13 protein-coding genes are annotated in these 18,615 nt (G+C 75.7%); 4 read left to right on the plus strand and 9 right to left on the minus strand.

From position 1 onward, the window contains the following. Window positions 1-3: 3 nt before the first annotated feature. The 3 genes from GGE06_RS01540 to GGE06_RS01550 are packed head-to-tail and all read left to right on the plus strand — an operon-like array spanning window position 4 to window position 1,471. Window positions 4-429, plus strand: coding sequence for an acyl-CoA thioesterase (locus GGE06_RS01540; RefSeq protein WP_093876056.1), 426 nt, complete (start codon window positions 4-6; stop codon window positions 427-429). Continuing rightward, window positions 426-1,085, plus strand: coding sequence for a DUF8010 domain-containing protein (locus GGE06_RS01545; RefSeq protein ID WP_116160954.1), 660 nt, complete (start codon window positions 426-428; stop codon window positions 1,083-1,085). Before GGE06_RS01540 ends, GGE06_RS01545 begins: the two co-directional genes overlap by 4 nt. Further along, window positions 1,082-1,471, plus strand: a complete 390-nt coding sequence (locus GGE06_RS01550) for a GNAT family N-acetyltransferase (RefSeq protein WP_116160955.1) — start codon at window positions 1,082-1,084, stop codon at window positions 1,469-1,471. Before GGE06_RS01545 ends, GGE06_RS01550 begins: the two co-directional genes overlap by 4 nt. Before the next feature lie 166 nt (window positions 1,472-1,637). On the opposite strand, the gene GGE06_RS01555 is transcribed toward GGE06_RS01550, so the two are convergent. The 4 genes from GGE06_RS01555 to GGE06_RS01570 all read right to left on the minus strand — a co-directional run bounded on the left by GGE06_RS01555 (window position 1,638) and on the right by GGE06_RS01570 (window position 9,423). Continuing rightward, on the minus strand, window positions 1,638-2,597 hold the full coding sequence (locus GGE06_RS01555; RefSeq protein WP_116160956.1) for an ABC transporter ATP-binding protein: 960 nt from the start codon (window positions 2,595-2,597) through the stop codon (window positions 1,638-1,640). Then, window positions 2,594-5,377, minus strand: a complete 2,784-nt coding sequence (locus GGE06_RS01560; protein ID WP_184930163.1) for an FtsX-like permease family protein — start codon at window positions 5,375-5,377, stop codon at window positions 2,594-2,596. The genes GGE06_RS01555 and GGE06_RS01560 overlap by 4 nt, the downstream gene beginning before the upstream one ends. Window positions 5,378-5,487: 110 nt before the next feature. Next, window positions 5,488-8,850 (minus strand): FtsX-like permease family protein, encoded by a 3,363-nt coding sequence (locus GGE06_RS01565; protein WP_184929855.1) that lies wholly within the window; start codon window positions 8,848-8,850, stop codon window positions 5,488-5,490. Between the two features lie 168 nt (window positions 8,851-9,018). After that, complete coding sequence (locus tag GGE06_RS01570) at window positions 9,019-9,423, minus strand: globin (RefSeq protein WP_116160958.1); 405 nt, start codon at window positions 9,421-9,423, stop codon at window positions 9,019-9,021. Window positions 9,424-9,521: 98 nt separating this feature from the next. Between GGE06_RS01570 and GGE06_RS01575 the strand changes: the two genes are divergently transcribed. Beyond that, window positions 9,522-10,481 carry a methyltransferase domain-containing protein gene (locus tag GGE06_RS01575; protein ID WP_116160959.1) on the plus strand — a complete coding sequence of 320 codons (960 nt, stop codon included), beginning with the start codon at window positions 9,522-9,524 and terminating at the stop codon, window positions 10,479-10,481. A 3-nt stretch (window positions 10,482-10,484) separates the two neighbouring features. On the opposite strand, the gene GGE06_RS01580 is transcribed toward GGE06_RS01575, so the two are convergent. The 5 genes from GGE06_RS01580 to GGE06_RS01600 form a co-directional block, all read right to left on the minus strand. Beyond that, a complete protein-coding gene (locus GGE06_RS01580; RefSeq protein WP_184929856.1) occupies window positions 10,485-11,861 on the minus strand; it encodes an FHA domain-containing protein in 1,377 nt (458 codons plus the stop codon). A 41-nt stretch (window positions 11,862-11,902) separates the two neighbouring features. Then, complete coding sequence (locus GGE06_RS01585; RefSeq protein ID WP_116160961.1) at window positions 11,903-13,222, minus strand: vWA domain-containing protein; 1,320 nt, start codon at window positions 13,220-13,222, stop codon at window positions 11,903-11,905. 64 nt (window positions 13,223-13,286) lie between these two features. Then, on the minus strand, window positions 13,287-14,690 hold the full coding sequence (locus GGE06_RS01590) for a PP2C family protein-serine/threonine phosphatase (protein ID WP_184929857.1): 1,404 nt from the start codon (window positions 14,688-14,690) through the stop codon (window positions 13,287-13,289). Window positions 14,691-14,692: 2 nt separating this feature from the next. Continuing rightward, complete coding sequence (locus GGE06_RS01595) at window positions 14,693-17,254, minus strand: serine/threonine-protein kinase (RefSeq protein ID WP_181924888.1); 2,562 nt, start codon at window positions 17,252-17,254, stop codon at window positions 14,693-14,695. 59 nt (window positions 17,255-17,313) lie between these two features. After that, window positions 17,314-18,606, minus strand: coding sequence for a coiled-coil domain-containing protein (locus GGE06_RS01600; RefSeq protein WP_116160964.1), 1,293 nt, complete (start codon window positions 18,604-18,606; stop codon window positions 17,314-17,316). Window positions 18,607-18,615 lie beyond the last annotated feature (9 nt).

Below are 18,615 nucleotides of genomic sequence, written 5' to 3' on the forward strand. Positions count from 1 at the left end.
CTCATGGCTCGGCACATCTACAGCTGTCCCCTGCGCTGGTCGGACATGGACGCCTTCGGGCACGTCAACAACGTCGTCTTCCTGCGGTACCTGGAAGAGGCGCGGATCGACTTCATGTTCCGGCTGGCGCCGGGGGACGGTTCCCCCTCGTTCTCCGGCGGGTCCGTCGTGGCCCGGCACGAGATCGACTACGTGCGGCCGCTGGTCCACCGGCACGAGCCGGTGACCATCGAGTCGTGGGTCACGAAGATAGGCGCCGCGTCCCTGACGATCGCCTACGAGATCAAGGACCCGGACGTCACGTACGTACGGGCCTCGACGGTCGTCGTGCCCTTCGACCTGGAGGCGCAGCGCCCCCGGCGGATCTCCGCCGAGGAGCGCAGCTTCCTGGAGGAGTACGTCGACGACGGGATGTCGTCCGCCGCATGACCGTGCTCGCTCCGCTGCACTTCGCCGACGCCAGGGAGGCGGCGGCCCTCGCCGCCTTCCTCACCCGGCTCGTCCACTACGACCGGGCCGCCGCCGTCCGCCTCCAGGCGGGCGGCGGGGCGCTGGCCGTCTTCGGGCGGCCGCCGTCGTTCGAGGTGCTCGCGATCCGCACCGCCCGGCTCGTCGACGCCGTGGACCTCGACGTCACCGTCTCCGCCGGTGAACTCCTCGACGGCATCGAGGAGTCGGCCGGCAAGGCGGTCGTCCCGGACTCCGTGACCGGCCCGCCGTGGAGCGGGGTGCTCCCGCCGCGCGGCGGCTGGGAGCCGGTCCCCGGCCTGCCCGACGTCGCCGGGATGCGGGGTGCCGTCGCGGCCGCCGTCCGCGAGTTCCGCACGCGGGACGAGGAGCTGCCGGAGGAGCGGCGCACCCGCGCCGAGCGCGACGCCCTGGGCCGTGAGATCTGGTCCCGCACCCTCGGCACCACCGGTCTTCCGCTGCGCGCCGTGCACGCGGCCCAGTCGCTGGGCTTCCTGCCGACGGGGGAGGCCCCCGTGGCCCTCTTCGCCTCCGGGCCGTGGCTGCGGCTGCGTACGCCGTACGGCTCGATCGCGCTGCGCACCGTGCCGATCGCGATGGGCCTGACCCCGCGGTGACCACCGTCGAGGTCGACGGGCCGCTCACCGGGGACGAGCTCAACTCGCTCTTCCGCGCCGCCTGGCCCGGGCATCAGGACACCGACTTCGGTCCCGTCCTCGCCCGCAGCCTGCTGCGGGTCACCGCCCGCAGTGCCGGACGGCTCGTCGGATACGTGAACGTCGTCGGCGACGGCGGCGTCCACGCCTTCCTCCTCGACACCACCGTCCACCCCGACGCCCGCCGCCGGGGCCTCGGCGTCACCCTCGTACGCACCGCGGCCGACGCCGCCCGCGAGCGCGGCGCGCACTGGCTGCACGTGGACTACGAGCCGCACCTCGCCGGCTTCCACGAGCGGTGCGGCTTCCGCCCCACGGCGGCCGGGCTCATCGACCTGACCGGCTGAGCCCACGGCGGCCGGGCTCATCGACCTGACCGGTTGAGCTCCTCGCCGCCGGGATCGTCGACCTGACCGGCTGAGCCCCGGCATCCGGCCTCGGCCCCGGCACCCGGCCTCGGCCCCGGCACCCGGCCTCGGCCCCGGCACCCGGCCTCCGCCCCGGCAGCCGGCCTCAGCCCTCCACGTCGTCCGGCCACACCCCGATGTGGTCCTGCTCCAGCTCCAGGGCCACCCGGTGCTCCATGCCGAGGGCCTGGGTGTACTCCGCCGGCAGCTGGAGGCGGCCCGCGCGGTCGAGCATCGCGTACTCCCTGGCCACCAGCGACTCCTGGCCCTGCTCGTCGACCTCCGTGCGGCGCAGCACCTCCGAGGAGGTGCGGCCGTCGCGGATGGCGACCGTGCGGCGGACCTCGGAGGCGACCGCCTGGTCGTGGGTGACGATCACGATCGTCGTGCCGAGCTCCTCGTTGGCGCGGCGGAAGGCCGCGAAGACCTGCTCGCCGGTGGCCGAGTCCAGCTCGCCCGTCGGCTCGTCGGCGAGGAGCACGGCCGGGTTGTTGGCGAGCGCGACGGCGATGGCGACCCGCTGCTGCTGGCCGCCGGAGAGCTGGTGCGGCCGCCGGTCGCGGATCTCCGCGATGCCCAGCATCGCGAGCAGCTCCTCGGCCCGCTCCGCCTTCTGCTTCGACCGCCCGCGCAACTGCATGGGCAGCGCCACGTTCTGAGCGGCCGTCAGGTACGGGAGGAGGTTGCGGGCGGTCTGCTGCCAGACGAAGCCGACGACCTCGCGGCGGTAGCGCAGCCGCGCCCTGCCGTCCATCCCGAGCAGGTCGCAGCCCGCGACCCGGGCCGCGCCGGCGGTCGGCACGTCCAGGCCCGCGAGGATGTTCATCAGCGTCGACTTGCCGGAACCGGAGGCGCCGACCAGGGCCATCAACTCGCCCTCCTTCACCAGGAGGTCGAGCCCCTGGAGCGCCTGCACCTCCACCCCGTCGGTGGTGAAGATGCGGACCAGGCGGTCGCAGGCGATGAGCGCGTCATGACCGTACGAGGGCCGGTCGCGGTGGGCGGTGGCGCGCCGCTCCAGCTCTTCCAGGGTCGTGTCGGAAAGGGCCGTGTCGGTCTTCGTCATCGTGCGTCTCCTGCCCTGAGTTCCTTGATCGAGCTCCTGCGCCCCGCCCACCACGCCTGCCCGAGCGCCGCGAGCCCCGTCAGGACGACGACGGCGAGCGCGGGCAGGACGAGCGACCAGGGGTCCGCCCGCAGCGGGGCACTGTCCAGCGGGGCGAAGCCGGGTGCCGCGGCGAGCGCGAGGCGGACCAGGTCGATGCCCGGGGCGAGCAGCGGCACCGTCGCCCAGCCGACGAGGATGCCGCCGAGCGCCGCGAGGACGGCCTGCGGCAGCGCCTCCAGGCCGAGCAGCCGCCGTGCCTGCTTGCGGGTGAGGCCCATCGTCCGCAGCCGCGCGAGGAGCGTGTTCCGCTCCGGTGCGCTCTGCAGCAGCGAGAGCAGCACGGCGACCACGGCGAAGGCGGCGCCCGCGCCGATCGCGCCCAGGTAGATCCGCTCGGCGCCGGACTGGAGCGGGGAGTCCACGTACGTGGCCCGCGCCTCGCTGCGCATCGAGACGCCGAGGGAGCCCGACTTCGCCTTGACGGCGGCGCGCAGCGCGGCCCCGTCCACCGGCCCGCTGACGAAGAGTTCGGTGTCCGCCCGGTAGGTGAGGTCGGCGCCGTTGACGAGGAGGAAGTCGGCGTCGTCCAGGGCCGGGGTGGTGGAGCGGACGGCGACCACCTTCACCCGGAAGACGCCGGCGGCCGTGACGATCCCCATCGGTTCCTTGCCGAGCCGCTCGGCGATCGCGGGCGAGGCGATCGCGGGCAGCACCCGCTCGGTGTCCGCGGCGGCGCCCTTGCCGCCCTTGCCCGTCGTGGCGAGCAGCTCGGCGGGGAAGGGCCCGAAACCGGTCCGGTTCGCGAGCCGGGTGTACGAGGCGGGCTCGACGCCCACGATCGGCGCGCTCATCGGCGGCGCGGCGGTGCCCTGGTAGGACGGCACCTCGACCCCGTACTCGATCTGCACGGGCGTCACGTCCCGTACCCCCTTCAGACCGCGCACCGTCTCGGTGAGCCCGGCGGGCAGCGGGGTCCACTGGACCGAGCTGCCGATCCGGGCGTCCGCGCCGGTCGCCAGGAGCGCCGCCCGGTCGCGGGCGTCCGCGACGCCAGCGAGGACGGAGCCGCCGAAGGCGGCCGTGGACAGCGCGAGGACGAGGGCGAGCAGCGGGAGGGTGCCCGAGGAGGAGGCGCGTCCGGCCCTGGCCAGGGCCAGCGGTCCGACGGCCCCGCGCAGCCGGCGGGCCGGGCGGGCCAGCCACCGCAGGGGCAGCGGGTAGATCCGTACGAGGACCATGGCGGCGATCAGGCCGACGAGCACCGGGGCGGCGCTCACCAGGTGGTCGCCGGAGTCGGCGGTGCCGCGCAGCCGCAGCGAGGCGACGGCGCCGACGGTGAGGACGAGCAGGGTGAGTTCGAGGACGGTGCGGCGCCGGGAGGGGCGGGCGGTGAGCAGGTCGTCGCGGCCGCCGTGCAGGCGCGGGCGCCGGTGCAGGACGACCGCCCGCACGGGCAGGACGAGCATCGCGATCAGGGCGACGAGCGCGGCGCCGAGGACGGACGGGCCGAGGGGGATGTCGCCGGCCTCGGCGCCGGGCGGCCGGACGGTCAGGACCGCGAGCCCGAGGGCGAGCGCGGCGGCCGGTACGGCGACGGCCGAGGTCTCGCCGAGCAGTCGCAGGCCGATGCCGGTGAGGGAGGCGCCACGGGAGCGGAGCAGCGAGAGCTCGCTGTCGCGGCGGGCGACGAAGAGGCCGCCGGTCATGGCGAGGACGACCGCGGCGACCGTGCCGATCCCGAAGACGGCGACGGCCACGACCGGGTTGATGGCCTCGCGCATCGAGCGGTTCGCGTCGATGATCGCGTCGAGCTGGGTGGTGAGGGTGGCGTTGCCCTTGACGGCCTTGCGCATCTTGACCAGGTCGGGGCCGCCCTTCGCCGAGCCGAGCGCGGCCTGGAGCCGGTCGGTGTCCCGGCCGGTGAGGTGCCCGGTCTTCGGCATGTACCGGAAGAAGACCTCCACGTCGTTCGTCGCGGAGAGCGCGGCGGGCGCGGAGGCGGGGGAGAGGAGCAGCGCCCCCTGCCAGTAGTACTTCAGCTCCCTGCCGACGATCGCGGCGAGCGCCGGGGTGCGCAGCAGCGGCTCGACCGACCAGTACGGGGACCGGGGTGCGCGGGGCTCGACGATCCCGGTGATCGTCACGGCGACGTCCTCCGGGCCGAGCCTGCTCGGCACGTGCACGACGGAGCCGGGCTTCAGGTGCAGGGACTCGGCGGTCTTCACGGTGACGACGGCCTCGGGGGCGTCGGCGGTGCCCGCGGCCAGGCGGCCCTTCCGCAGCGTCGCGTGATCGGTGAGACCGGACGGGGCGGAGAGCACGAGCTTGGGGGGAAGCCCGTCGGGCTTCGGCAGCCATGGGTCGACGCCCGTGACCCGCTCGACCGTGCGGACGCCGTGGACGGTCTGCTCCGGGTCGGTGAGGATCGGCGCCGGGAACAGGTCCCGCACCTCGTCGCTCTCTCCCCGGAGGAGGTCGGGGGCGAGACCGGCGTCGCCGCCCACGGGGACCGGGGAGGTCAGTTCGAGGACGGAGGTACGGGGAGTGGCGGTCTCCATGGCGTGCCGGAGCCCCTCCGTCTCGTACCGGTCGACGGCGCGCGGCAGCGCGGCCGCGAGGTACGCGGTGACCAGGACGAGCAGGGCGAGGGCGGCGGCGGCCCAGGGCGCGGTCCGCAGCCGGGTCCGCACCCAGGGCGCCACCGCGCGGGCGGGCTTGTCGGACCGGGACCGGGGCATGTCGGGGGCCTTCCTGCGTACGGCGGGCACGTCGGAGCTGTTGTCGGGGGCCCGGCCCGTGCCGGGCATGTCGGCGCGGTCGCCGTCCCCTCCCGGGGCCGTGGGCGCCATCAGTTCTCCCCCTGGTGGCGCAGGGTCACGACCGGGTCCGTGCGGCGCAGGGCGATCGCGGCGACGATGGCCAGCGGCAGCGCGGCGACGCCGGCGAGCAGCAGCGCCACCTGGCCGAGGGGCAGTTCGACGAGGACCGGGGGGACGGGCCGGGCCGCCTGGCCGGTGAGGACGACGAGCGGGACGACGGCCCGGGCCAGGACGGTGCCTAGCCCGATGCCGACGAGCAGGCCGATGCCGATGAGCAGCCCCTGTTCGGCGGCGATCAGCCGGGCCAGCTTGCGCTGCGGCGCGCCGAGCGCCCGCAGCACGCCGAACTCGGCGGACCGTTCCCGCATCGCGCCGGCCGAGCCGACGCCGAAGCCGACGGCGGCGAGCGCGGCGGCCGCCGCCGCGACCGCCATCAGGGCGGCGTTGGGGCCCGCGCCGAGCGGGTCGCCGAGGAGTTCGGCGGCGACCTCGTCCCGTACGAGGACCTGGCCGGGGTCCGCCTCGGAGCGGGCGCGCAGGGCCTTCGCGACCTCGTCCATGTGGCCGGGGGCGACGGTCAGCCACCACTCGCCGGGCGGCAGGGTCGAGAGTCCGTCGGAGACGGACGCGAGGTACTGGTTGACCGCGGCCAGGTCGAGGAGGATCGCGCCGCCGTCCTCGGGGGTGGTGACGGCACCGGCGGCGGAGGCGGTGCGGGCGCCGGGTCCGGTGGTCGGCAGCTCCTCGACCACCCGGTCGACGGTGACGTCGATCTGCTCGCCGCCGAGGTCGACCTCGATCAGGTCGCCGGGCTTGGCTCCGGCCGCCGCCATGAAGGTCTCGGTGGCCACGGCCGAGAGCCGCTTCGGGGCCTTCGGGGCGGGGGCGTTCATCTGCAGGGTGAAGTCCGAGGGCCCGATGTAGGGCTTGTCGGTGGGCGTGCCCGTGACGGAGAACGAGACGGAGTACGGGGCCGGACGGCCGCCGGGTCCCGCGGCGCCGGCGCGTCCGATCGCGGTGCCGCCGGTCTTCCCCTCGTTGCCGCTGGCCAGTTCGAAGGCGGAGGCCCAGGGGGTGAGGACCCGCGCGGGGTCGTGCGTCTTCGTGGCGCCGTCGGCCCCGATCGTGGTGAAGCGCTCGATGCGGAGGGTCTGGGTGTGGTTCGCGTCGTCGGCGACCGCGCCGGTGAACTCCAGACCGACGAGGGTGAGGAGGCCGCCGGAGCCCCGGCTGCCGTCGGAGCCGGGCACGGCTGTCATGGCGCCGAGGTCGAGGCTCAGCCGGTGCGTGCGGTTGTCCGAGGGCAGCGTTCCCACGTTGTGCCGGTACGGGATGCCGGTCGGGTCCTGGAGGACGGCCCCGACCTGCGTCTCGGGCGTGCCGGCGGGTGCGCCGGTCCGCAGGTCGACGGTGAGGGTGCGGGTCCCGGCGGGCAGCGGGAGTCCGATCCCGGTGCCGGACTCGGGGGTGAGCGGGGCGAGCAGCGAGGGGGCGGGGACGCCCGAGAGGTCGGGGCGCAGCAGCAGTCCGCCGGCGTTGCGGGTGTCGACGGCGAGGACGGCGGCGTTCTTCCCGGACACGTCCATGGAGGCCCGGTGCACCGGCGCCACGGCCCGGACGCCCGGGATGGCGGCGAGCCGTTCGGTCTGCGTCGGCTCGCCGGGCCCGGCGCTCAGCACCCGGATGTCCGTACCGACGCGGAAGTCGGCCTGGTCGCGCTGCGAGCGCTCCCAGGAGCCGCTCTGCCCGATGGCCAGCATGCCCATCGCCACGGCGAGGACGAGGAGGAGGACGGGGCCCGCGCCGCGCAGCGGCCGGCGGCTGAACTGCCAGCCCGCGAGGGCGGCGGAGAGTCCGCGCCCGCCGGCCGCGCGCCGCTCGGCCAGCTTGGCGGCGGGCGGCAGCAGACGCAGCGTCAGGACGGTGCCGGCGAGCAGCGCGAGGGCGGGCGCGGCGACGAGCACCGGGTCGACGGAGCCGCCGCCGGCCTCGTCGGCGCCGAGGGTGCCGCCCGCGGAGGAGGGGCGCTGGAGCTGCCAGTACGCGACGGCGGCGATGGCCAGGAGACCGAGGTCGGCGCCGGCGCGCACCGGGCCGGGCAGCGATGCCGAGCGGCCCTTGCGCAGCGAGACGACGGAGCCGTCCCCGGCGGCGAGCGCGGGGGCGACGACGGCCGCCGCGCAGCACAGGGCGACCACGGCGGCGACCAGCCACACCGTGAGCGAGGGCGAGGTGTCGAGGTGCACGCCGAGCGAGGAGAGCGCGGACCGGTCGGCGAAGAGCCGGGTCAGCGGGCCGGAGAGGAGCGGGGCGACGACCGCGGCGGGCAGCGCGAGCAGCAGCGCCTCGGCGGCGGCGAGTCCGGCGATCCGGCGCCGCGAACCGCCGCGGGCCCGCAGCAGGGCCGTCTCGCCGGAGCGCTCGGTGCTGAGCAGCCGGGCGACGAGCAGCAGCGCGTACGCGGCGAGCAGCACCAGCTGCACGGCGACGATCAGGAGGGTGGAGCGGGAGACGAGCAGCGCCCGCCGGGTCTGGTCCAGGACGGTCGGCAGCGCGGTCGACACGGAGATCGTCGTCCCGAACGCGTCGGTCGCGCCGGCCAGCGCCTTCGGGGCCTCGGTCGCCGCGGTCCGCAGGGCGTCCATCCGGTCCGTGGTGAGGCCGGTGAAGTCGGCGGAGCCGAGCCAGTTGGTGTCGCCGCGGCTCAGCGCCCCGGAGCCGAGGACGGCCGGGTCGACGAACAGCGGCCCGTACGTCGTGAACGCGACGGTCCGCACGCCCCGGCCGCCCGCCGGGTCCATCTGCCAGTACAGGTCGGCGGTGTCGACGGGCCGGTAGACGCCGGTGATCCGGGCCTTCACCTTCCGGTCGGTGAGCCGGTCGGTGAGGTCGAGCACGGTGCCGGGGGAGACCTTGAGGCGCCGGGCGGCCTCCTCGGGCAGCGCCGTCTCGACCACGCCCCCGGCCCGGGCGGGTGAGGGCCAGGCGCCTTTGACGAGCGAGAGCCGCGAGCGGTCGAGGGCGGCGAAGTGCGTCAGGTCGGGGTCGCCCTTGCGGGCGGCGGCCGGCTGGAGCGAGCGGGGCAGCGCGTACGGCCCGGAGCGTTCGAGCCGGCTGACGGTCACCGGAAGCCCGGCGAAGGTCTTCCGCGCCCCTTCCTGGACGGCGGCCTCGGCGCTGTCCCGCTTCGGGGCCGGCACCTGCCCGGTGACGCGCAGCGAGGCGGCGGCCGCGGACCGGCCGCGCAGTCCGGCCTGGAGCGCGGCGTCCCCGATCGCGCCGGAGAAGGCGGCGAGGGTGGCGAGCACCGAGGTCGTCAGGAGCACGGCGAGCAGTGCCGCCGCGAGCAGCAGCCGGTGTGCCCTGACGCGCAGAAATACGAACCCCGTCACCCGTCCCCCTGGACCCGCTGAAGTTTCCTCGGATGCTTTCAGAGGGCACGCGTCGCTGGTAACCGCTTACACGCGGACCTTGATGGGATCGTGACCGTTAATCGGCGTTCCGTGTCCGGAACGTTTCAGTCCGTGCAACCGGGCCGTGGCCTGCCGGTTCGCGCCGTTCTACTGCGCGGTGTTCACCATCGAGGCCGCCGCGTACGTCAGGTACCGCCACAGCTCGCTCTCGTGCTCCGGCGCGAGGCCGAGGGAGTCGAGGGCGTCGCGCATGTGGCGCAGCCAGGCGTCGTGCGCGGCCTGGTCCACGGTGAACGGCGCGTGGCGCATGCGGAGGCGGGGGTGGCCCCGGTGGTCGCTGTAGGTGCGGGGACCGCCCCAGTACTGCATCAGGAAGAGGGCGAGGCGCTCCTCGGCCGGGCCGAGGTCCTCCTCGGGGTACATCGGGCGCAGCAGCGGGTCGGCCGCGACGCCCTCGTAGAAGCGGTGGACCAGGCGGCGGAACGTCTCCTCGCCGCCGACCTGCTCGTAGAAGGTCTGCTCCTGCACTGTTTCCCCGGGAATCTCGTTCACCGTTCCATCGTCTCAGATGCCCCGGCCGAGGACCGGAGGCTTAGGACCGCCCGTACGGCCGCTCGCCCGGGGACCCCGGAGGGCGGGAGAGTGGAGGCATGGACGAGTTCGCCGAGGCCGCCGCGCGGGAGCGGCGCGCGCTCGTGCGGGAGATCGAGGCGGACGGCCTGCTCGCCGACCCCGCCTGGCGGGCGGCCTTCGCCGAGGTGCCGCGCCACCTCTTCGTCCCGTACTACTACGTCTCCGCGGCCGGCGGCTACGAGCGGCTCTGGTCCGGCGCCCCCGAGCCGGAGCGGCGGGACCGCTGGCTGCGCGGGGCGTACGCGGACACGGCGATCGCCACCCGGATACGGGACGGGGAACTGGTCTCCTCCGCCAGCCAGCCCTCCCTGATGGCCCTGATGCTCGACGCCCTGGACGTACGCGACGGGCACGACGTCCTGGAGATCGGCGCGGGCAGCGGCTACCACGCGGCCCTGCTCTGCCACCGCCTCGGCGAGGAGCACGTCACCACCGTCGACCTGGACGAGGAGATCGCCGAGTCCGCCCGGACCCATCTCGCCGCCGCCGGGTACCGGCCCGCGGTGCTCGCCGCCGACGGCGCCCGCGGCTGCCCCGAGCGCGCCCCGTACGACCGGATCGTCGCGACCTGCGCGGTGCCCTCCGTGCCGTACCCCTGGCTCGCCCAGTGCCGGCCCGGCGCGCTCGTGCTCGCCCCGCTCTCCACCGGGCTGATCCTGCTGCGGGTGCGCGACGCCGAGCACGCGGAGGGACGGTTCCTCGCGACCTCCGCGTACTTCGTGGCGCTCCGGGGCGTCGCCGCCCAGACCCCGGAGCGGGACAACCCGTACCCGGGTCCTTCCGGGCACGAGCGCTTCCTCTTCCTGTGGGGCCTGGTCGGCGGGACCCTCGACCGGCGCGAAGCGCTCTCGCTCTGGCTGCGCGAGCGGCGGCCGGGGCGGGAGCGCTTCGGGGTGACGGTCAGCGGCGGGCGGCAGTGGGCCTGGCTGGACGACCCCGGAGGGCCGTACGCCTGGCCCCTGCCGGGGACCGCCTGACGGTCAGGAGAGCCGGATCGTGATCGTGGTCCAGGCGCCGACGTGCACACGGTCGCCGTCCTGGAGCTGGATCGGGACGTAGGGCTGGATCGGCTCCTCGCCGCCGTTGACCGTGGTGCCGTTGGTGGAGTTCTGGTCCACCACCGCCCACGAGCCGTCCGGCTGCTGCACGAGCACGGCGTGCTGGTGCGAGACGCCCGGGTCCTCCGGCGGCACCGACAGGTCGATGTCGGGGGACTCGCCGGTGGAGTGCCGGCGGCGCCCGATGGAGACCTGGTTGCCCTGGAGGGGCACGTGCTTGTCCGGCGAGTACGCGGGCAGGTTCAGGCCCGTCGCCTCCGGGCCGCTGCGCTGCATCATCGCCATGAAGTACTCACGGTCGGGACCGATGACCGCGGTCCAGGCCAGCGGCTGCTGCGGCCTCGGCGGCTGGAACTGCTGAGGAGGCTGCTGCCCCTGGTGCGGCGGAGGCCCCTGGTGCGGCGGAGGCTGCGGGGGCTGGTGCTGCTGCGGAGGCGGCGGCGGTGCCTGGTGCGGCGGGGGCCCCTGGTGCGGCGGTGCCTGCGGTGCCTGGTGCTGCTGCGGCGGGGCGGGCGGCGCCTGGGGCGGCTGGTGCTGCGACGGCGGCGACAGGACCCAGTCGTCGTCCGCGCGCGGCTGCGGCGGCGCGGGGGCCTGGGCCGGGGCCTGGACGTACGCGGGCGGGGCCGGCGGCTGCTGCTGCGCCGGGCGCTGCGGCGGGGCCTGGTGGTGCGTGGGCTCGGCGCCCAGCGGCTCGGCCGGCCGGTTCACCTGCGAGGGCCGCGAGCCCTGGTAGCCGAACGGGTCCGGCTGCTGCGGGGGCTGCTGCTGCGGCGGCCCGGGCGGCGGGGACTGGAAGCCCGGCGGCAGGTTCAGGCCGGGCGGCGGCCCGGGCTGCGGCGGCGGGGGGTTGTGCGGGGCGTTGTGCGGGGCCAGCGGCGTGTACGAGGTGGCCGTGTTCGTGAGGAAGTTCCAGCGGCACTCCTCGCAGAACGGCGCCATGGGCTCGCGCGGCGTACGGCACTGCGGGCACAGCTCCGCCTGGGCGGTGGCGTTCGGGTCGCCACCGGGGCCGAAACCACCGGGGGCGGCAGGGGCGCCGGGAGCACCCGGGCCTCCGGGGCCTCCAGGCCCTCCGGGACCGAAGCCGCCCGGAGCACCCGGCGGCGGGCCCATGGGAGGCCGGCCCGGACCGGGCTGGCCGGGGCCCGAGGGGCCCGGGTATCCGTACGCGGGGGGCGGCGGCGGGGGAGGCGGCGGTACGGCACCCGTCGGCGCACCCGCCCCGGCCATGCGATGGCCGCAGACCTCGCACCAGTCGTCGGAGACCGACTGGTGTCCGTTCGGGCAGGTCGGCATGTCGGTGCTTCCCCCTCTCGTCGTCCGGCCCGGTGGCCGGGCTACCTCTTGACGCGAACGGTCTTGGTGGAGCGGGTCTCGAGTGTCATCTCGTCCGCTTCCGCGACCTTCGCCTTCAAACGCACAGTACCGGTCGCCGCGTCGACGACGTCGACCACCTTCGAAAGCAGTTTCGCGGTATCCGCGTTGCCGGAGGCCGCCGCCAGCTGCACGGCACGGCCCAGTTTGGCCGTCGCACCGTCACGATCGCCCGATTTGCGGGCGTCCAGGCCCTGCTGGATGACGTCCGCCAGCTCGGCCTGGCCCGTGTAGTGCGCGACCTGCGGGTTGATCGACGTCGACATCGCGAGGTCGTCCGTCCACACCGCCCGTACCAGCCCTTGAGACAGCGGGCGGGGATCGCCGCCCGCCGGGTCCGGGGCGAGCAGGGAGACCCGGGCGGCCAGCATCTCCTGGCCGACCGAGGCCTGCGGGACCCGCACGCTCACGTGGTAGTCGCGGGACTCGTCGCCCCACGAGCCCGTCGGGTAGTCCCCGGCGCGCGGTCCGACCTCGGTGCGCCGCCCGGTCAGGTCCTCGACGGCCGGCGCCACCTGCTTCACGAACATGATCTCGACCCCGACCGGGGTCCACAGGCGCAGCGCGACGTCCGCCACGCCCTTGCCCATCGCGTGCTCCATCATCGCCGTGAAGTCGGCGGCGAGCCCGGCCGGGTCGGCGACGATGTCGGCGGTGCCGAGGAGCGCCGAGGCGATCCCGGTGACCTCCTTGACCTCCCAGTCGGTGCCGACCCCGCGCGCGTCGCAGGTGAACCGGCCCGCGCAGGCGTCGAGCGCGGCCCGCAGCTCCTCCGGCGACTCGTGCTCGTTGCGGCCGTCGGTGAGCAGGATGCCGTGCCGGATGGTGAGCGCGGTGGAGGAGAGCAGCCGGTCCGCGAGGCGCAGCCAGGTGCCGATCGCCGTGCCGCCGCCCGCGGAGAGCCGGCGCAGCGCCTCCTTGGCCTCGGCTCGGGTCCGGGCGTCGGCGACGGCGAGGCCGCCGTTCCCCGGGTAGACCTCCTTCGCGACGTGCGTCCCGGCGACGACGGCGAAGTGCGTGCCGTCGCGCAGGGTGTCGACGGCGGCGGCGGTCGCCTCCCGGGCGCCGCGCATCTTGGTCGCGGGGTAGTCCATCGAGCCGGAGCAGTCGACCATGATCACGACACCGGCCGGTCCGCCGCCCGCGAACCCGCCGGTGGTGCCGCCCCCGGTCGAGGTGACCGTGACGATCGCGCTGACGTCCCGGCCGCCCTCCGGCAGGAACTCGTTCTGGTAGACGTCCACCGAGAACTGGGGCACGGTCGACTTGGAGAAGTTCGCCATCTGTTTTCGGCTCCTACGCGACAGACGCAACAACGGTGAAGGGGACGGGGATCGGCGACCGCTCTCAGGCGGATCCTGCCCCTTGCGGCGTGACGGTGAACGGGACGAGCGCGACCGTGATGTTGTCGTGGCCTCCGCCGTCCAGGGCGTGGCCGACCAGGACCTGGGCGCCGTGCAGCAGCCGGTCCGCGGCGTCCGCCGGGACGACCCGGGCCATGTCCTCCGCGGCCTCGGCATAGTTCCACAGGCCGTCCGTGCAGACCACCACCACACCGGAACGGTCCGGCTTGAACGCGGCCGTGTGCGGGTCCAGTTCGTACGAGTCGGCGCCGAGCCAGCCGGTGATCGCGTGGGCGCGCTCGTCCGCGTACGCCTCGGCCTCGTTCATCAGGCCCGCCGCGACCATCTGCGCCGCCCACGAGTCGTCCTCGGTGAGCCGGGCCGGCGGGGCGCTGCGGTCGTCCGGCACCCAGTAGGCGCGGCTGTCGCCGACCCAGCCCACGACGAGCAGGCCCGAGGCGACGACGGAGCCGACGATGGTGCAGGCCGGAGCGTTGCGGTGGCGGTGCGGGTCGTGCTCCGCGCCGTCCTGGCCGGGCTCCTCCGCAAGGGAGTTGACGGCCTCGGCGGCGGCCACGATCGCCTCGTGCATCGCCTGCTGCGGGTGCGCGCCCCGGGGCAGCGCGGCGAGCAGCGAGGCGCCGGCGGCCTCGGCCGCGGCGGCGGAGGCCTCGTCGGGGCGGGTCGCCGAGGAGACGCCGTCGCAGACGATCGCGAGGGTGGCGGGGGAGCCGTCGGGCAGGGTGGTCGACGCGACGGCGAACGCGTCCTCGTTGCGGTGGTGGCGCAGCCCGCGGTCGCTGACGGCGGCGACGCCGGAGAGCTCCCGCTCCGTGTGGTCGCGCTCGTGCGGCTGGGCGTGCCCGCAGTTCTCGCAGTACCCGTCGGTGTCCACCCGCCCGGCCCGGCAGGCCACGCAGAGCGCGGCGGAGGGGGCGGCGGCGGGGGCCGTGGGCGCCGCGGCGGCCGGCTCCGGGGCCGGGTCGGCCCGTACGGCCGTACGGGGATCGGGCGCGGCCAGCTCGAAGTCGCCGTCGGGCGTGGGGGATCCGACGGCGTGGGGCGCGGGCGCCGGGGGCCCGCCGGGTGCCGGGGCGGGCGCCCCGCTCTCCGCCGGGGCCGGGCCGTCCGTGCGGACCTCCATCGTCGGCAGGTCGCGGCCGCCGGAGTCGGTGCCCGGGAGGTCGCCCGGGTGCTGGGTCATGGTCGAGAGCGAGCCTGGATCGCGGGGCGGGGCGTCCGGCCAGGTCACGATCGCCACGGTCGGGCGGTCGGCACCGCCCTCGGCGGCGGGCACGGCCGACAGGTCGTAGCCGCACGCCCCGCAGAACCGGTCACCCGACTCCAGCGGCTCCGCGCAGCCAGGGCAGGCGGCGAGTCCGTGCGACGGCTTCGGCTTCTGGGACATCCTCACACCCACGTCCGGGGGCGGAAGCGGTTGGCCCGCTCCACCAGTTCGATCCTCTCCTCGCCGCGCTGGGCGAGCCGGGCGAGCACCCGGTACGAGCGTTCGAGGCCGAAGCGCAGTCCGCGCTCGTCCAGTTCACTGCCGAGCAGCAGCGCACCGCCGCCCGGTGCCGCACCGGGACTCCCGGAGAGTACCCAGTCGAGGGCCGTCCCGAGGACCTCCGTCGACAACCGCTCCCGGCGCACCGCGTCGAGACCGAAGCCCTGGAGCGCGGAGACCTGCGCCGCGGCCGCCGTCAGATCGGCGCCGAGCGGCTCGTGCGCCGGGCGCCGCCGCAGCCGCGCCCGCACGGCCGCGACCCGCGCCGCCGTGTAGTGGATCGACGCCTCCGGTACGGACTCCAGGGCCTCGACGGCTCCGGCGCGGCCACCCGCCGCGAGGCGCACCCGGGCGAGCCCGAAGGCCGCGCTGACGAAGCTGGGGTCCGTGGCCCACACCAGGCGGTAGTACTCGGCGGCGTTGTCCAGCTGGCCGAGGACCTCGGCGCAGATCCCGAGGGCCAGCTTCGGCGCCGGCTCGCCGGGGAAGGCGTCGTAGACCGCGTCGAAGGCGAGGGCCGCGTGCTCGTGGTCCCCGGTCACCAGGGAGGCGACGCCCCGGTACCAGACGATCCGCCAGTCGTCCGGGTCCCGCTCCTCCAGGCCGGCGAGGGTCCGCGCGGCGGCGGGCAGGTCGCCCAGCTCCAACTGGGCCCGCAGGGTGCGCAGCCGCAGCTCGGCGGAGGGGGCGGGCGCGCCCTGGAGCGCCCCGAGCAGCTCACCGGGTGCGGCGGCCGCGAGACCGGCGAGGAAACCGGCGTTGGGGTCGCTCGCGTCGACGCGCGGCACGGGCAGCGCGAGCGCGGTGGCGGGCGCGTCGAGCGGCGCGAGCAGCGAGCCGAGCCCGGCACCGGAGAGCGCGTGCGCCCCGGCGCCCGCCCCCTGCCCGGGCACGACCCCCGCAGCGGACGCCTGCCCCGCAGCGGCCCCGGCCAGGGCGGCCGACGCCTGCCCCGGAACCGCGCCGGCCGGCAGCGTGCCCGCCGTGGCCGTTCCGCGCCGCTTGCGGCCCCCGCGGGCGCCGAGCAGCGACACGTCCTCCGTGAGCTCGGCGAACAGCACGGTGTCCGTGACCCGGACCTCCGTGCCGAACAGCGTCGACAGCGCCGGCCGCGGCCGCCCCGACTGGAGCGCCACGACCTCGCGCAGCACGCCCGTCAGCTGCTCCGCCATCTCCTGCGCGGAGGCGAACCGGCGGGCCGGGTCCGGGTCGGTGGCGCGGACGAGGAAGCGGTAGTACGACTCGTACGTCCGGAAGACCTCGATGTGCTCCGGGTCGGGCAGCGAGTCCACGAACACGTTCGTGTAGCCCTGGAAGTCGAAGGTCATCACGGCGAGCGTGCGGGCCACCGTGTACAGGTCGCTCGCCACCGACGGGCCGACCTCGGCCACCTCCGGCGCCTGGTAGCCGACCGTGCCGTAGATCGCGGACTCGTCGTCGTCCATCCTGCGGACCGCGCCCATGTCGATGAGCTTCAGCTGGTCCTCGGTCTGTATGGCGTTGTCGACCTTGAAGTCGCAGTACAGCAGGTTCCTGCTGTGCAGGTGACCCAGCGCCTCCAGGGCCTCGATCCCGTACGCGCAGGCCTGCTCGACCGGCAGCGGGTCGCGGCGGCCGTCGGGCGTGCGCCGGTCGTTGGCGATCTCCTTGAGCGACTTGCCGCCGACGTACTCCATGACGATGTAGCCGTCCATGGAGCCGGTGCGCTGGTCGAGGTGCTCGACGAAGTTGTAGATGCGGACGATGTTGGAGTGCTCGATCTCGGCGAGGAAGCGGCGCTCGGAGATCGCCGCGGCCATGGCGTCCTGGTCGCCGGTGTCGAGCAGGCCCTTGAGGACCACCCACCGGTCGGAGACGGCCCGGTCGACGGCGAGGTAGACCCAGCCGAGCCCGCCGTGCGCGAGGCAGCCCGCGACCTCGTACTGGCCGTGGACGATGTCCCCGGCGCGCAGCTTCGGCACGAAGGAGTACGGGTGCCCGCACGTGGTGCAGAAGCCCTCCGTGCGGCCCGGCCGGTCGCCCCGCGAGCGGCCCACCGGGGCCCCGCAGTCCGAGCGGGAGCAGAAACGCTTCCGCTCGGGAACCTCGGCGTTCTCCATCACCGCGGCCCGCGGGTCCGGGCGCGGCACCTCGGGGATCGTCACCAGCCCCGCGCCCAGCCGGTTCCGGGCGGACTGCCCGCTCGACGAGCCCGAGCTGCGCACCGACACCGAGCGGCCCGTGGAGGCGCCGGAGAGCGAGCGCGAGAGCCGGCCGGAGACCGAACGGCGCGAGGTCGAGGAGCGCGACGAGGCCCGCGAGGAGGCGCGGGAGCTGCTCCGCGAGGAGCCGGAGTCCGAGCCGCCGACGCCGCCCGCCCCCTTGCCGGGCACGGCCATCCCGGTCGGCGTGGACCCGATCATCCCTCCGGGCGCGACGACCGGGGCGAGCCCGCAGGTGTCGCAGTACAGCTCGCCGCCTCCCATGTCCTCGTACGAGCCCTCGCACGAAGGACGCTGACAGCTCACCACGCCCGTCTCCCCGCTCACCACTGTCCTCCCGCGTCTCCCGCGTCCCTCGTGTCCCTCGGCCCGGACAGCACGTCCGCGACCGCCTGCTGATAGCGCAGCACCGCCTGCTCGGCGACCCGCAGATCGCAGGGCGCGCTCCACAGCATCCGGCGCGCCGCGTCGTACCGCTCGACGAGCAGCGGGTCCTCCGCCGCGCCGAGCCGCGCCGCCTTCGCCTTGTACGCGTCGAGCCGGCCGCGCAGCTCGGCCCGGACCGCGAGCGGCGCGGTCACCGCCGTCAACGACTCGCGGGCCCGGAGGAGCTCGTCCTCCGCCTCCCGCTCCAGGGACTCCAGGAGCGGGGAGAGCCGGTGCCACTGGGCGCGCCTGCGGTACTCGGCGGCGGCCGCGAGCCGCTCCTGGAGCACGATCGGCGGCCCGCTGACGGCCGGCACCTCGGAGGCGGCGATCTTCGCGAGGACCTCGCCGCGCGCCGACCGCGCCTCGGCGAGCGTCCGGTCCGCCCGCGAGAGCACGTCCCGCAGCCGCAGCAGGCGGTCCTCGGAGTCCTGCCGGACCGCGAGGACCGCCTCGATCTCCCGCCGGACGTCCTCCAGGGCCAGGGCGGCCCGGTCGTACCGCTCGGTGTCGGGGCGGCCGCCGCCGGGCGCCGAACTCCCCGCCGCCGGTCGCCAGAACGCCAGCGGATCGGTCACGACCTGGGAGCGCAGCGCGGTCAGCTCGGCCGTGATCGCCTCCAGCTCGTCCCCGGCCGGATGCTCCCCGGGCCGCACGCCGACCGAGTGCGCAAGGGAACGCGTCCGGCCCAGCTCCGCCGCGAGCAGGTCTATCCGGGCGGGCAGCGCCGACCAGACGGCGTCGGCGGTGACGACCAGGTCGAGCGAGGAGGCGTACAGCTCGTTCATCCGCCGGACGAGACCCTCCAGGCTGAACCGCTCGGTGAGCAGCGCGCCCTCGGCGGCCCCGCCCGGGACGAGCACGGTGTCGCCGCGCAGCCGGTCGGTCAGCTCCACGAGCTCCTCCCGGGCGGGCCAGCGGCGCCGCGCCCGCAGCTCACGGGCGTCCCGCAGGGCGCCGGTGTACACGTCGAAGCAGGTCCAGAGCAGGGTGATGGTCCGCTCGGCGGCCGCCCACCGGTCCCGGGTCGTGCCGGTCAGCTCGGCCCCTTCGAGCAGCCTGCGGCCCGCGTGGTCCTGGAGCGCGAGGAGCGAGTCCTCGACCGCCTTGTGCTCGGCGCCGAGGCGCGCCAGCGCACGGTCCACCTCGTCCCGGTCCATCACCGGCCCGGGGGGTCCCGTGACGCCCATCGGTCACCT

Source organism: Streptomyces nymphaeiformis, assembly GCF_014203895.1.
Taxonomy (GTDB): Bacteria; Actinomycetota; Actinomycetes; order Streptomycetales; family Streptomycetaceae; genus Streptomyces; species Streptomyces nymphaeiformis.